Source organism: Albirhodobacter sp. R86504 (assembly GCF_042466415.1).
Taxonomy (GTDB): Bacteria; Pseudomonadota; Alphaproteobacteria; order Rhodobacterales; family Rhodobacteraceae; genus Albirhodobacter.
Genome location: NZ_JAXHCH010000002.1, coordinates 2,697,330 through 2,711,786, shown reverse-complemented (window position 1 = coordinate 2,711,786; position 14,457 = coordinate 2,697,330). Strand labels below are relative to the sequence as shown.

Here is a 14,457-nt window from a genome sequence, read left to right as displayed (position 1 = left end):
GGATCTCGATATGGGCCTAGCACCTCGCCCGCGCCAACGTCGCGCTCGATTGAGCAATTGCGAAACTCCGCGCGGGGCGCTAGGCAAAGGCATGCCTAGATATGCTTTCAAAATCGAGTACCACGGCGCGGCCTTCGCAGGTTGGCAACGCCAAGCGGATCAACCCTCCGTGCAAGGCGCGATCGAGGCTGCCTTGGCTCGCCTAGACCCCCGCGACCACACCATTGCAGCCGCCGGCCGCACCGATGCAGGTGTTCACGCGACAGCGCAGGTTGCCCATGCCGATCTGGAGAAGGACTGGGACCCGTTCCGCTTATCCGAGGCGCTAAACTTCCATCTGCGTCCGGCGCAGGTGGCCATCGTCGCCTGTGCCCGCGTCGCAGAGGACTTCCACGCGCGCTTTACCGCGATCGAGCGGCGCTACATGTTTCGTCTCGCGCAGCGTCGCGCGCCGATGGTGCATGACCGTGGCCTCGTATGGGCGGTGCAAAACCCTCTCGATATAGAGGCCATGCGCGCGGGGGCCGCGCATCTGATTGGCCATCATGATTACACGACGTTTCGCTCCACGATGTGCCAAGCCGCCTCGCCGGTGAAATCAATCGACGAGATCCGGATCGAGGAAGTGCCTGTGCAAAATGGCCGCGAGTACCGCTTTTACCTTCGGGCGCGGTCGTTCTTGCACAATCAGGTGCGCTCCATTGTTGGCACAGTCGAGCGCGTCGGGGCTGGCGCGTGGCACCCTGAGCGCGTGCGTGAAGTGTTAGAGGCCTGCGACCGCGCCGCATGCGGGCCGGTCTGCCCTCCGCAAGGCCTCTATCTCGCAGGGGTCGGATATGGCAACGCCGACCCTTTCGAAACGCCCTCTAGCTCACTCTGATGGAAGGTCGGTGACGCGGCTGCGCCGTTTCTTATCCGCAGACGTCACCTGAACAGGCAAAGCCGAGGCGGGCAAGTTCTGCGGGTGGTATTCCGGCACAGCACGGGCGAGAGCCGTCAAGACGCCCTGCTCGGACCCTTCCGCAATCGCCGCCCGCAGCGCGCGCAAAGATCCCGCCATTTCCAATTCGGAGAGGCCGTGCTCGCGAACGCGGATGATCTTGGGATGTGCGGTGCTTTGGCCGCCCGTCCCCATCATCAGCTCCTCATGCAGCTTTTCTCCCGGACGCAGCCCTGTGCAAATAACCTCGATATCCCCATCGGGGTTCAACTCGTCGCGCACCGAAAATCCGGCGGCATGTATCAAACGGTAGGCCAGATCGCGGATCAAAACGGGCTGCCCCATATCCAGAACGTAAACCTCGCCGCCCTCCGCAAAAGATCCCGCGACCATCACAAGCCGCGCGGCCTCCTCGATCGTCATGAAATAACGCGTGACGTTCAGATCCGTCAGCGTAACCGGACCACCTCGGGCGATCTGCTCTTGGAATAACGGAATCACCGAGCCCGACGAGCCAAGAACATTCCCGAACCGAACAATCGAGAAGATCGTGTCCGTCGCGCGCGCGGCCATATCTTGCACGATCAGCTCCGCGAACCGCTTAGATGCGCCCATCACATTGCCCGGCCGCACAGCTTTGTCGGACGAAACGAGGACGAAACGCTTCACCTTCGCCTCATGCGCTTTCGCGACAAGAACCGATGTCCCCAACGCGTTATTCGCTAGGCCAACCCGGATATTCGTCTCCACGATTGGCACATGTTTATAGGCGGCCGCGTGCAGCACCGCATCGATACTGTGGCCGGCCAAAACCTGTTCAACCAGCACCTCATCCGTGATGCTGCCCAACACGGCCACAAGCTCGATGCCCGCCTCTTGCGCAAGCACCACAATCTCGGAGTGGATATTGTAAAGCGCCAGTTCAGAGAGATCGAACAAAACCAGCTTGCGGGGCCGGCACCGGAGTATCTGTCTGCACAGCTCTTGCCCGATAGATCCGCCCGCGCCCGTAATCAGGACCGACCCGCCCGTGTAATCCGCAAGCGAGCCGCTGATCTCATCATGCAAATGCCCTCGCGACAGGAAGGCCGCCGGACCCGCAGGCGTCAGTTTATCAAGAAGCGCATCATCGCCCGTCAAACGCGCAAAAGCAGGCAATGTCTGGATTTCGACCCGCAACCGCCCGAGCCGTTGCGACAGATACGTCTGCTTATGCGTCGACAAGCTGGGCATCGCGATGATCACACGGTTGATCCCGTATTCCTTCACAACCCGCGCAACCCGCGCGCCCGAATAGACCGGCAACCCTTCGACGTTCAGCCCGTCGAGCGTCGCGTTATCATCGAGAAACGCATAGGCGATAATACCGGGTTGCTGGCGCAGCGCCTGCGCCAATGCCATACCCGTGCGCCCCGCCCCATAAATCGCGACCCGCGTGACGCCCGCCGATCTGCGGTAGATTGCCAGCAAGACTTGCAACATCAAACGCCGCGCACCGAGATAGACAACGAGGAACACCAACGCGAACAGGGGGTGGAACCCCGGCGCGAAGGGAAGCTCCAACACCCCCGCGACCGCTGACGACGCGAGCCCCATACTCACCGCCAAGGCGGCAGACCGTAAAACAGCCTTTTCCTGAAACTCTTTCAGGCGCACATGCCACAACCCGAGCACGAACAGCATTACTGCGGCAATCCCAACCAACGCCGGCAGCGCTTCCCAATTCCGGTTCAAGTGTTCGATCGGCGCCAACGACGAAAACTGGATCATCAACGCGACGCAAAACGCGATGGGAACCACCAACAGGTCGGCAGAAAGAAGAATTAAGTTCTTCTGGGAGCGGGTAAATTTAAGGATAGACCCAAACATTCCAGCACCAATCAAGCGGCGTTGCCGCGCTATTCCAAATGTGACGAGGCCGCGAGTGCCGAGCACCCCGAACTATTCCGAGGCTGCTCTTTTCCGCATACGACGACTAACATGGCAACGCAAGCAAACCGCGAATCCGCGGGCGTAAAACCGCCAAAATGAGGCAAAAACCACCCCTAAAAGCACTTACGGGCGGCACAACACGTCAGGTCAGCTTCGAATGAAGCGGAAGATCTGCGATGCAAGCCAGCCCGAGAACGCCGCGAGCGCCAGTGCCATCAACCCGTAGAGCCAAGGTTGTTCACGCGAGGCGACAAACAGCCAGCGCTCCAGACCAACCTTGCGCACATAAATCGCGGCGCGGCTTCGGTCGATGACCTCCCCATCGCGCAGCAAGAATATCCGCGCCTTATAGTCACCCTCGGTCAGGCTCGCGGGTAGATCGAAATCGACGCGAAAGAGGGTGTCTTGCTGAAGTTCCACTGTATTCTCGGCAAGGGAAAACAAGCCCTCCGCTTCGCGTATCCGCAACAGCGCCTCGGTGAAGGGGCGCGCGTCCTCAACCTCGAGCGGCCCTGCGAACGCGCGCATGGCATAGCGCGCGGTGATGCGCTCTTGCGTATCCTCAGCGGCGGAAAGGATCGTATCAATCGGCGCCGAGCTCGCCACAGCGTAATAGGTCGGCACCGCCGCAACCCCAACGGCCTGCGTGTTGATCCAAATCCCCATCTCGCGCGATTTCTTCCGGATCGTCAGCGGAGCACTCGGCCCCTCAAGCGTCACGATCACGCCAAGCTTGCTATCGGGCAACGGCGCGGTGCGTTTGACTGCGCCGTAGATCATAATGGCAGACCCGTCGAAATTCGCGTGGATGCCAACGGTTTCTTGCGACAGGCCCGCGACAACGGTCTCCGCTCCGATGTCTGCGGGCGCGATTTCGCTACCGGTCTGCGCCAAAAGCTCCACAGGAGACGCCTCATCCGCAGATTGCGCATAAGCGGGCAAAGCAAGACCGACCAACCAGATCGAGAAAACGGGCATGAGACCGCGTATCATTGCCCTGCCCCCTCTTGCTGCAGCGAGAATAGATCATCGGGCGTCAGCAACAGATCCAATCCGATTTGCACCGCAACCCCGATCACCATCAACGCAAGCAAGATCCGCAACTGCTCCGCCTTGAGCTTCGCCCCCAAGCGCGAGCCGATCTGCGCCCCCACGACCCCGCCGATAATCAGCATCATCGCCAGCAACACATCAACCGACTGGTTGGTGATCGCGTGCATGAAAGTGGTGAACGCCGTGACAAAGATAATTTGGAACAGCGATGTCCCGATCACAACCTTCGTCGGCATCCCCAGCAAATAGATCATCGCAGGGACCATGATAAAGCCCCCGCCCACGCCCATAATCGCCGCAAGAACGCCCACAACCAATCCGACGAGCAGCGGCGGGATCACCGAAATATACAAGCCGGACGCGCGGAACTTTAGCTTAAAAGGCAGGTTGTGCGCCCAGCTATGCGTGTGCAATTTACGCCGCGCGGCCCCCGGTTTGCGCGCCCGCGTCAGGCTGCGGACGCTCTCTTGAAACATCAAAAGACCAATCGAGCCGAGAAAAATTACGTAAGACAGCTGCACGACGAGGTCGATCTGCCCCAACTCGGTCAACAGGTTGAACACCCACACGCCCAGCCCCGAGCCGATCATCCCGCCCACGAGCAAAACAAGCCCCATCGGCACATCGACCGCCTTGCGCTTGAACTGCGCCAAAACGCCCGACACGGAGGATGCAACGACCTGGTTTGCACCAGTGGCCACCGCAACGCCCGGGGGAATGCCGATAAAAAACAAAAGCGGCGTAATCAAAAAGCCGCCGCCGACACCAAATAGCCCCGACAACACCCCCACCAGACCGCCAATCCCCAAAAGGCTATAAGCGCTCACCGATACTTCAGCGATGGGGAGGTAAATTTGCATTTTGCAGGCCCGTGACACCAGTTAGCCCACAGTGGCCCGTTGCAAGAGCCGTGTCAAACAGCTCCTGCCGGCGGGTCGGGCCACGGGACCGGAATTCATCCCTGCGCGCGTAAGAACCGCCGCAAGATGCGTTCGAGCTTGGCAGCGCCAAGGGGCGCCATCGCCTTGGTGTGCTCGTGGCTGATGGATTCAGATGACAGGCCCGCGCCCATATTCGTCATAACAGACACTGCCGCCACGCGCAGGCCAAAGAACCGCGCAAGGATCACTTCGGGGACGGTCGACATGCCGACGGCATCCGCTCCGAAGATCTTTGCCGCGCGAATTTCCGCAGGCGTCTCGAAGCACGGGCCCGCAAACCAGCAATAGACGCCCTCTTTGAGATCAATCCCCTCATCGCGCGCAGCCTGCGCCAACTCCGCGCGCATTCCGGCGTCATGCGCCTCAGACAGCGGCACGAACCGCGCATCCGTCGGCTCACCAATCAAGGGGTTACTGCCAGAGAAGTTGATGTGATCATTGAGCAGCATCAGATCCCCCGGTGGGATATCATCGCGCAACGATCCCGCGGCATTCGTCAGCAAGAGCTGCTCGCAGCCAAGGCCCTTCAGGACCTCCAAAGGGACGCGCATCTCGGCCGGGTTGCCGCGTTCATAATAATGCGCACGCCCGCCGAACACCGCGACCCGCACGCCTTCCAACGTGCCGATCACCAGCTTTGGATTGTGCCCCGAAACACTGGCGTGGGGGAAACCGTCAAGCTCGGAATAGTCAATCGAGACGCCCTCGACGGCCTCCGCCAAATGCCCGAGGCCCGAGCCAAGAACCAAACCGATGCGCGGCGGGGTGTCACCCGCGCGCGCTTGAATCAGACTGACGAGATCAGCGCTCTTTGACATAAGGTTCTCCTCCTGCGCGCGGCGCGTAAGCGCGGCCCATGAGCCCCGCGAGAACGACCACGGTCAAAATATATGGCAACGCGTCAAGGAATGGCACCGGCACAGACACATGCGCGAGCCGCTCCACGACATCGGGACGCAGGGCGAGCGCCTGCAAGAACCCGAAGAACATCGTCGCGCCCAGCGCGTTGAGCGGCTTCCATTTGGCGAAAATCAACGCAGCGAGTGCGATATACCCGCGCCCCGCCGTCATTTCCTTGCCAAAGCCTGCCTGCAAGCCGGTCGACATATACGCCCCCGCCAAGCCACATAAAACGCCGGTGATCATCACCGCCGCGTAACGCATCCGGACCACAGAGATCCCGGCGGTATCAACGGCGGCTGGGTTTTCGCCAACCGCGCGCAGGCGCAGGCCAAAGCGCGTGCGATAGAGCACCCACCACGTCACAGGCACCAATGCCAGCGCCGTGTAAACAAGGATGGAGTCTCCCGAAAGAACCGTCGAGTAGAGCGGACCAATCACCGGAACCGACGCGATCTGCTCGGAGAACGGCAGCGAGATCGGCGCGAACCGCGCGCCGCCCGACAAAGGCGGCGTCCGCCCACCTTGATGGAACAGCGACTGGGCGATCAACACCGTCAAACCGGAGGCGAGGAAGTTTAGCGCCACGCCGGAAATCAGTTGGTTTCCGCGGAAGGTAATCGACGCCAAACCGTGCAACAGCGAGAACAGCAGCGATCCGAAAATCCCTGCGAGCAAGCCAATCCACACCGATCCCGTCAGGGCCGCGACCGCCGCCGAGGCCATGGCCGCGACGAGCATCTTCCCCTCAAGGCCGATATCGAAAATCCCGGCCCGTTCGGAGAACAGGCCCGCAAGACAGGCCAACAACAATGGCGTGCCAAGGCGCAGCGTTGAATCAAGAATTGCAATGAGTTCGACATAAGTCATGCGCGTGCCCTCACCAGACCGAAGGCCCATTTCACAAACATCCGCATCATCCCGTCCAAAGCGCCCGTGAACAAAATCACAAGCCCCTGAATAACGATCCGCAGCTCGATCGGGATGTTCGTCCAAAGTCCGAGCTCCGCCCCGCCTTGGTAGAGGAATCCGAACAACAACGCCGCAATCGCCACCCCAACCGGATGGTTGCGCCCCATAAGCGCCACCGCGATCCCGATGAATCCGGCGCCCTCAGACGCGTTCAGCACGAGCCGTTCGCTTTCCCCCATAACATTGTTGATCGCCATCATCCCCGCCAGAGCGCCGGAAATCAGCATCGAGATCATAATGACCTTCGTGGGCGAGATGCCCGCGTAAATCGCGGCCGATTCCGATTTCCCGAAGGCGCGGATCTCGTAGCCCAAACGCGACCGGAACAGCAAAAGCCAAACCGCAAAACAGGCCACAACCGCAATGAAGAACGAGATATTTGCCGGCGTCTGCGCATCGAACAGGTTGCCCAACACTGGCACATCCGCAAGGCTAGGCAACTTAGCCCCCTCGGGGAAGCGCGCCGAGGCGGGCTCGCCCGCGCCGATCGGGCGCAAGACATCCGTCAGGAAAAACACCAGAACCGACGCCGCGACATAGTTGAACATGATGGTCGTGATCACGATGTGGCTGCCAAACCGCGCTTGCAGCCAAGCAGGGATCGCCGCCCAAGCCGCACCAAAGAGCGCGGCGCCGAGGGTTGCGGCCAAAAGCGCAACCGTCCAATGCGGCCATGGCAACGCAAGACACACGAGCGCAACGCCCAAACCGCCCAACTGCGCCTGACCTTCGCCACCGATGTTGAACTGCGAGGCATGATAAGCCACCGTCACCGCAAGACCGGTAAAAATGAACGATGTCGTGTAATAGAGCGTATAGCCCCAGCCGTATGACGAGCCGAGCGCGCCATCGACCATCACCTTGATCGCCTCAACCGGATCACCGCCGATTGCCAGAATAACGCCTCCGGAAATCAGGAATGCGGTCACAAGGCTCAAGACGGGGATCAATACCACGTCAGCCCACTTCGGGATCTGATCCATTACCCTTCTACCCCCGCCATCAACAAGCCTAGCTCGCGCTCATTGGTGGTCTTTGGATCACGTTCGCCCATGATCTTCCCGTCAAACATCACGAGAATTCTGTCCGAAAGTGACATAATTTCATCAAGCTCCACCGAAACCAGCAAGATAGCGGCCCCTGCATCGCGCAGCTCCACGATGCGGCGGTGGATGAATTCGATTGCGCCAATATCGACGCCCCGCGTCGGCTGCCCCACAAGCAAGAGCGCCGGATTGCGCTCGATCTCGCGTGCGAGCACGATCTTTTGCTGGTTTCCGCCGGAGAAATGCTTAGCCGCGAGATCTGCAATGGGCGGGCGCACGTCGAACCGTTCCATTTTCGCGGCCGTGTCGGCCTTCAGCGCGGCGTTATCCATCAGCAGGCCCGAGCGGTAAGCGGGATCGTCCTGATAGCCGAAGGCCGTGTTTTCCCAAGCAGCAAAATCCATAATCAGGCCGAGCGCCTGACGGTCTTCGGGCACGTGGGCGATGCCGCGCTTGCGCCGCGATCGACCGTCCGAATGCTTACCGGTCAGATCAATTTCCACGCCATTTACACGGATTTTCCCCGTCGCTTTCTGGAAACCTCCCAGAACTTGCAACAATTCCGATTGGCCATTGCCTGCCACGCCCGCGATACCCAAAATCTCGCCCGCGCGAATGGTCAGAGAGATCTCCTTCACCCGCTCGACCTTATCCTCATCGACGACCTTGAGACGTTCGACGCTCAGCACTTCTGCGCCAGGCTGGGCTGTCTCTTTGGGAACATTGAGCAGGACTTTGCGCCCCACCATCAGCTCCGCCAAAGCTTCGGGCGACGTCTCCGATGTGCTGACCGTAGCAGTCATCTCGCCGCGGCGCATCACCGACACCGTATTGGTGATGTCCATGATCTCGCGCAGCTTGTGCGTGATGACGATAATCGTCTTACCCTGCGCGCGTAGATTTCCGAGAATCCGGAACAAGTGATCCGCCTCTGCGGGGGTCAGCACCCCCGTCGGCTCGTCCAGAATCAGAATGTCGGCGTTGCGGTAGAGCGCCTTTAGAATTTCGACGCGTTGCTGGTGGCCGACGGAAAGATCCTCGATCAACGCATCGGGGTCGACATCCAATTCATATTCATCAGACAGTTCCGCCAGAACCCGCCGCGCTTTCGCCAGCGACGGCCGCAGCAAAGCACCATCTTCCGCACCCAGAATGATATTCTCAAGCACGGTAAAATTCTGAACCAGTTTAAAGTGTTGGAACACCATCCCGATGCCGGCGCGAATTGCCGCTTGGCTATCGGGGATTTGCGTGAGTTGCCCGTGAATGAAAATCTCACCGGCGTCCGCTTTATAAAACCCGTAGAGGATCGACATCAAAGTCGATTTCCCTGCGCCATTCTCGCCAATGATCCCGTGGATTGTCCCTGGAAGAACGCGGATCGAGATGTTCTTATTCGCCTGAACCGGCCCGAAAGCCTTTGAGATACCGCGCAGCTCGATGGCTGGCGCGGCATCCTTGGAAGCGGTGCGGGCGGCAGTTTCCTGCCGCCCCTGTGTCGCGCGCGTCACCATGGATTATTCAACAGGGCAAGTGCTGTCGGTTTGATAATCATGCACCTTGATAGCGCCCGATTTGATGCCCTCAGCCGCTGCGTCAACAGCCGCCTTCATCTCCTCGGAAACCAGTGGTGCGTTATTGTCATCCATCGCGTAATCAACGCCACCCGATGCCAGATCCATGACCTTCACGCCGCTGGAGACGCCAGCCTCAGCCGAGAACGCGTCAAACACCGCATTGTCGACACGCTTGGTCATCGAAGTCAAAACCTTACCCGGATGCATGAAGTTCTGGTTGCTATCCACGCCGATCGACAGGATGTTTTCATCCGCTGCGGTCTGCAACACGCCGATGCCGGTGCCCCCCGCGGCCGCATAAACAACGTCCGCGCCTTGCGCGATTTGCGCGCGGGTCAACTCGGCGCCCTTCACCGGATCGTTCCATGCAGACGGCGTGCTGCCGGTCATGTTCTGAACGATTTTCGCATCAGGGTTTGCCGCTTTCACGCCCTGAACATAACCGCAGGCGAACTTACGGATCAATGGAACGTCCATCCCGCCGATGAAGCCAACTGTTCCGGTTTCCGAAGCCTTCGCCGCCATCACGCCAACGAGATACGAGCCTTGCTCTTCGGTGAAAACAACCGATTGCACGTTCGGCTGATCGACGACCATATCGATGATCACGAATTGCGTCTCAGGATAGTCCGGTGCGACCGTGTTGAGGACATCGGCAATTGCAAAGCCGGTCATCACGATCGGGTTCGATCCTTGCTGGGCAAGGCGGCGCAGGGCTTGCTCGCGCTGCGCTTCGGATTGCAGTTCCAACTCTTTATAGGTGCCGCCGGTTTCGGTTTTCCAACGCTCTGCGCCAACATAGGCCGCTTCGTTGAAGCTCTTGTCGAACTTGCCGCCGAGATCAAAAATGAGCGCTGGTTCTGCAAGGCCCGCACCTGCGGTAAGCGCAAGCGTTGCCGCCGCGCCAAGGAATTGTTTCATCAGGGTCATGAGTATCTCCCGGTCAATCGTGATCTGCCTGCATGGTTATAATCCACGCGAAGCACTATTGGCGAGCCGTTAAGGCGCCCGCATCCCGACTGAATTAGGGCCCGAGTTTGACCATGTGGTCAATAGTGGAAATGGCCTATCGTCAGGCAGATAGCGGGTTACGTTCGGGAAAACGCCCAAGTCATGATCACTGCATCCTCACTTTGCCTGTCAGGATGGCGGTAATAGCCCCGGCGCAGCCCCGACTCCGCCCAACCGGACGCGCGGTAGAGCGCGCGCGCGGGCGCATTGCCCGCCGCAACTTCCAAAAACGCGCGGTCACTCTCACCCAAATGCGAGAGGAATTTCGCGAGCAACGCACGCCCCATGCCGCGCCGGCGCGCCGCAGGATCCACCGCTAGTGTCAGGAGTTCCGCCTCACCCGCGATCAAGCGCCCGACGACAAATCCTTGCGACGTCGCTTCGCAAAAAACGCCGCGCATCGACATCAGATCCGCGAACTCTGCCGCGGCCCAAGGGCGCGGAACAGTGAACGATGCCGCATGGATCCTCGCCATCTGGTCCATTGTAAGGACACAGCCTCCGGCCTCGCCTTCCGGCTTGGCGATCAAGGCAGGATCACCGGTGGCGGGTCGGACGGCGGAGCGGCATCGGCGGCCCGCAGATACAGCGGCGCAGGCCGTAGCTGGGGCGTAAGGCGGCGCGCCTCGGCAAGCCGCGCAATCGCCTCCGCGATCGGCATCCCGCGATCCTCGTTGATATTCATCGCATCGCTCGCCAAAGCATAGGCGGATTCCGAGGCGGTTCCTGTCAACGCGAACCCCTCCACAAGCGCGGCGGCCTCAGCCAACGGCAAAAGCTGTGGCGCTTCGCCCGCAGGCTCCGCCTCGCGGAAGATCTGGAGATAAACGTCGCCGCGGCGCGCATCCTCAACGACCGCAAGCGGGCGCGGCAGCCCGTAGGCGCGGGCCTCAAAAAGACTGACCCCGACAGCAGGAACCCCCAACGATAAAGCAAGCCCACGCGCCGCCGAAACCGCAATACGGACCCCTGTGAAATTTCCCGGGCCCGTCCCGACCCCAATCACCGCGAGATCGGACCATGTCAGGCCATGCGCGTCGAGCATCTCGATCATCATCGGCATCAAACGCTCGGCTTGCCCCTTGCCCATCTCCTCCAAGCGGGAGTCCAGCAGCTCGCCATCGCGCAACAAAGCGGCCGCGCAATGCGCGGCCGATGTGTCAAACCCGAGGCAATAAATCTCAGACGGCAACGGGACGCACCTCTGTCACCTCTGGAATGTAATGCCGCAAGAGGTTCTCAATCCCCATTTTCAGGGTCAGCGTCGACGACGGGCAACCGGCACAAGCACCTTGCATGTGCAGGTAAACAACGCCTCGCTCAAACCCGTGGAACGTGATGTCACCGCCATCTTGGGCCACCGCAGGGCGGACGCGCGTGTCGAGCAGCTCTTTAATCTGCGACACAATCGCCCCATCTTCGCCGGTATGCTCGGCATGGCCGCTTTTTGGGGCGCCTTCGCCTTCAATCGCCGCCTGACCGGATTGGAAATGTTCCATGATCGCGCCCAAAACGGCGGGCTTGATATGATCCCAATCCGTCGCTGCGTCTTTCGTGACGGTCACGAAATCCGACCCGAGGAAAACGCCCGTCACACCCGACACACGAAACACCCGCGATGCGAGCGGCGAGGTTTGCGCGGCATCGGCATTCGTGAAATCTGCCGTGCCCATTTCCAAAACGGTCAAACCGGGAAGGAATTTAAGTGTCGCAGGATTCGGGGTCGTTTCGGTCTGGATAAACATATGCGCCTCCTTGGCTTGGCACCGATATGCGCTTTGTGACCAAATTCGTCAAGTTTACCACAGGCGAAGATGGTCACTTTCCTGCGCAATGCCAAAGCGGCCACCGGTGTTCAGGTGATCATCTCCAGCCGCTCTTTCGACATCTCCCCCGGAACAATCGTCATCGGGCAAGGCAGCGACCCCGAATTGCGCGAGAGTTGGCTGACCAATGGGCCGGGGCCGGATTTATCGGTGCCCGCCCCCAGAACGAGAACCCCGATCGTCGGGTCTTTCGCAATCACGTCCAAAATCTCCGTGAGCGGTTCGCCTTCGCGGATCTCCAATGTGGGATCAACGCCCTGACGATCGCGCATCCATTTGGCGAAGACCTCGAAATGGGCCTCAATCCGCTCACGCGCCTCCTCGCGCATGATTTCGGCAACCCCCATCCAGTGCTGATATTCCTCAGGCGGTATGACAGAAACAATCGTCACACCAGCGCCCGTGTTTGAGGCCCGCATCGCGGCAAAGCGCATCGCGTTCAGGCATTCACGTGTATCATCAAGCACGACCAAAAACTTACGCATGGGTCCTCCTATTCGCGCGGAGTGTCGCGCGAAACTGACGCGCTGGCAATGCGCTTTGCAACGCCCCTCGCGCGGCGGCGTTACGGCAAAGGGGCCACGTCAAGCCTCAGGCTCCTCCGTCGGCGCAAGCGTCAGCGCCGCAACCCCGCGCGGCAGATCCTCAATCGACAGGGGGCCAGACGGGCGCCCAAGCCGGTTTCGCACAACCCAAAGCAGACGATTTTCCGCCCGCGTGATGGCGACATAGGCGAGGCGCTTCCAAAGGGGGATCCCCGCCTCCATCCGGCCAACACGGGCTGCCGCGAAAATATCGGGCGCGAAGACCTGCACCGAATCCCACTGGCTCCCTTGTGCTTTGTGGATCGTCACCGCCGCCCCGTGCAAAAACGCCGCCCCCATCCGCGCGGCGTAGGGGATGAACGGCTCCTCCTCATCAGGCAATTCGATTTTCACGATCGACGCGGCCGAGAGACGCGGGTCCTCCGCTCCCATGACATGAAGGCGCGAGAACCCCGGCTTTTTGCCGGGCCCAAGGTAAATCACCTGCGCGCCCTTGATGAGGCCGCGGGCCTCAAGATCGATCCGTTTTTTGCGGTGTTTGAGCGGCAATTCGATCCCGTCGCACACCAACGGCTCACCGGGCAAAAGCGCATCCACAGGCGCGCCATGCGCCGCACGAAACGCCGCGATCAATTTGATCCGCGTCACGTTACGCCAAACCAAAACAGGCGAGCGCGCCATCAAATCGGATTCCACCCGTTCGGCCCAAACCACGCGAGGATCACGTTTTGACGCCTCCTCGACCATCCGCTCAAACCGGTCAAACGTCAGAGAATCGTCCGCCAAAGCATGAGCGAGATCGAGGATCGGGTTATCGCCCGATTGCCGGTGGATGCGGTGCAACCGGCAGGTCTGCGCCTCGGGGAGGGTTTCGAACACCATCTGACCCGACTGGTTCACGGGCGCCAACTGGGCCGGATCGCCAAACATCACCAAGGTCGGGAAAATTTCGCGCAGATCGTCATATTGGCGCGAATCGAGCATCGACGCCTCGTCGACAAAGCCGATGTCGAGAGGATCTTCGCGGCGCTTCCACCCCTGAATAAAATCAGATCCCCGCAAACCCGCCGTCGCCAAAGCCCCCGGAATGGATTTATGCAGATCGTAGAATGCTTTTGCGCGATCAAGCGCCTCCTCTAACAGGTCTTCGATCTTGGGACGTTCGCCCTGCCCTGCCAGCCACTCCGCGATGCGCTCATACTGCGGATCATAAACGGGCGTGTATAAAATACGGTGGATCGTCGTCGCCGGAACCCCGCGCGATCGTAGCACCGAGGCCGCCTTGTTTGTGGGCGCGAGGATCGCCAAAGTCCGCTTTTCTTTGCGCTTACGCCCTTCCCAATCGCCCGAGACGACTTCGACGCCCGCCTGCTCAAGCGACTTGTAAAGTTCCGCCAATAGCATGGTCTTGCCCGACCCCGCCTTGCCGATCACCGACAGCACCTGATTTCCGCCGCCCTCGCCTGTGAAATCGCCGGAGGTGATATCGATGCCCGCCGCTTCCAACGCTGTGGCCACGCGGTCCCAAGCCTCTGCCTGATCCTCCGAAAAGGTAAAGGCAGGGGCGGCAGGTTTCGGGCGCTGGTCGGCAAAGAGATCGCTCATGCTGTCTTAGTATTCGGGAGCGCCGTCGGGGGCAATGACCATGCGGCGCTCCGAAAAAGCAAAGGCGCGCTTTTGGCTGGAACGCGGGGCCATAGCCCATGGGAGCATC

General features: G+C 60.3%; 14 protein-coding genes. 1 reads left to right on the top strand and 13 read right to left on the bottom strand.

What is annotated here, in order from left to right; genetic code table 11:
• Nucleotides 1-91 precede the first annotated feature (91 nt).
• Nucleotides 92-880 (top strand): tRNA pseudouridine(38-40) synthase TruA, encoded by a 789-nt coding sequence (gene truA, locus SJY32_RS15100; protein WP_376877204.1) that lies wholly within the window; start codon nt 92-94, stop codon nt 878-880.
• On the opposite strand, the gene SJY32_RS15095 is transcribed toward truA, so the two are convergent.
• The 13 genes from SJY32_RS15095 to SJY32_RS15035 form a co-directional block, all read right to left on the bottom strand.
• Nucleotides 872-2,809 carry a polysaccharide biosynthesis protein gene (locus SJY32_RS15095; protein ID WP_376877201.1) on the bottom strand — a complete coding sequence of 646 codons (1,938 nt, stop codon included), beginning with the start codon at nt 2,807-2,809 and terminating at the stop codon, nt 872-874. The two genes, truA and SJY32_RS15095, sit on opposite strands and share 9 nt — an antisense overlap.
• A 210-nt stretch (nt 2,810-3,019) precedes the next feature.
• A complete protein-coding gene (locus SJY32_RS15090) occupies nt 3,020-3,865 on the bottom strand; it encodes a TIGR02186 family protein (RefSeq protein WP_376877198.1) in 846 nt (281 codons plus the stop codon).
• Nucleotides 3,862-4,785, bottom strand: a complete 924-nt coding sequence (locus SJY32_RS15085; RefSeq protein ID WP_376877195.1) for a sulfite exporter TauE/SafE family protein — start codon at nt 4,783-4,785, stop codon at nt 3,862-3,864. Before SJY32_RS15085 ends, SJY32_RS15090 begins: the two co-directional genes overlap by 4 nt.
• A 95-nt stretch (nt 4,786-4,880) precedes the next feature.
• Complete coding sequence (locus SJY32_RS15080; RefSeq protein WP_376877192.1) at nt 4,881-5,684, bottom strand: purine-nucleoside phosphorylase; 804 nt, start codon at nt 5,682-5,684, stop codon at nt 4,881-4,883.
• A complete protein-coding gene (locus tag SJY32_RS15075; protein WP_376877189.1) occupies nt 5,668-6,636 on the bottom strand; it encodes an ABC transporter permease in 969 nt (322 codons plus the stop codon). Before SJY32_RS15075 ends, SJY32_RS15080 begins: the two co-directional genes overlap by 17 nt.
• Nucleotides 6,633-7,721 (bottom strand): ABC transporter permease, encoded by a 1,089-nt coding sequence (locus tag SJY32_RS15070; RefSeq protein ID WP_376877186.1) that lies wholly within the window; start codon nt 7,719-7,721, stop codon nt 6,633-6,635. Before SJY32_RS15070 ends, SJY32_RS15075 begins: the two co-directional genes overlap by 4 nt.
• Nucleotides 7,721-9,298, bottom strand: a complete 1,578-nt coding sequence (locus tag SJY32_RS15065) for an ABC transporter ATP-binding protein (protein ID WP_376877183.1) — start codon at nt 9,296-9,298, stop codon at nt 7,721-7,723. The genes SJY32_RS15070 and SJY32_RS15065 overlap by 1 nt, the downstream gene beginning before the upstream one ends.
• Nucleotides 9,299-9,301: 3 nt before the next feature.
• The gene (locus SJY32_RS15060; RefSeq protein WP_376877180.1) at nt 9,302-10,291 is read right to left on the bottom strand and encodes a BMP family protein; all 990 of its coding nucleotides are present in this window, start codon (nt 10,289-10,291) and stop codon (nt 9,302-9,304) included.
• A 158-nt stretch (nt 10,292-10,449) separates the two neighbouring features.
• Nucleotides 10,450-10,902, bottom strand: coding sequence for a GNAT family N-acetyltransferase (locus SJY32_RS15055; RefSeq protein ID WP_376877177.1), 453 nt, complete (start codon nt 10,900-10,902; stop codon nt 10,450-10,452).
• Complete coding sequence (tsaB, locus tag SJY32_RS15050) at nt 10,899-11,564, bottom strand: tRNA (adenosine(37)-N6)-threonylcarbamoyltransferase complex dimerization subunit type 1 TsaB (RefSeq protein ID WP_376877174.1); 666 nt, start codon at nt 11,562-11,564, stop codon at nt 10,899-10,901. The genes SJY32_RS15055 and tsaB overlap by 4 nt, the downstream gene beginning before the upstream one ends.
• Entirely contained in the window at nt 11,554-12,117 is a 564-nt protein-coding gene (locus SJY32_RS15045; protein ID WP_376877171.1) for a NifU family protein, read from the bottom strand. The genes tsaB and SJY32_RS15045 overlap by 11 nt, the downstream gene beginning before the upstream one ends.
• Nucleotides 12,118-12,227: 110 nt before the next feature.
• Nucleotides 12,228-12,683, bottom strand: coding sequence for a universal stress protein (locus tag SJY32_RS15040; RefSeq protein WP_376877168.1), 456 nt, complete (start codon nt 12,681-12,683; stop codon nt 12,228-12,230).
• Nucleotides 12,684-12,782: 99 nt separating this feature from the next.
• Entirely contained in the window at nt 12,783-14,348 is a 1,566-nt protein-coding gene (locus SJY32_RS15035; protein WP_376877165.1) for an ATP-dependent RecD-like DNA helicase, read from the bottom strand.
• Nucleotides 14,349-14,457: the final 109 nt, after the last annotated feature.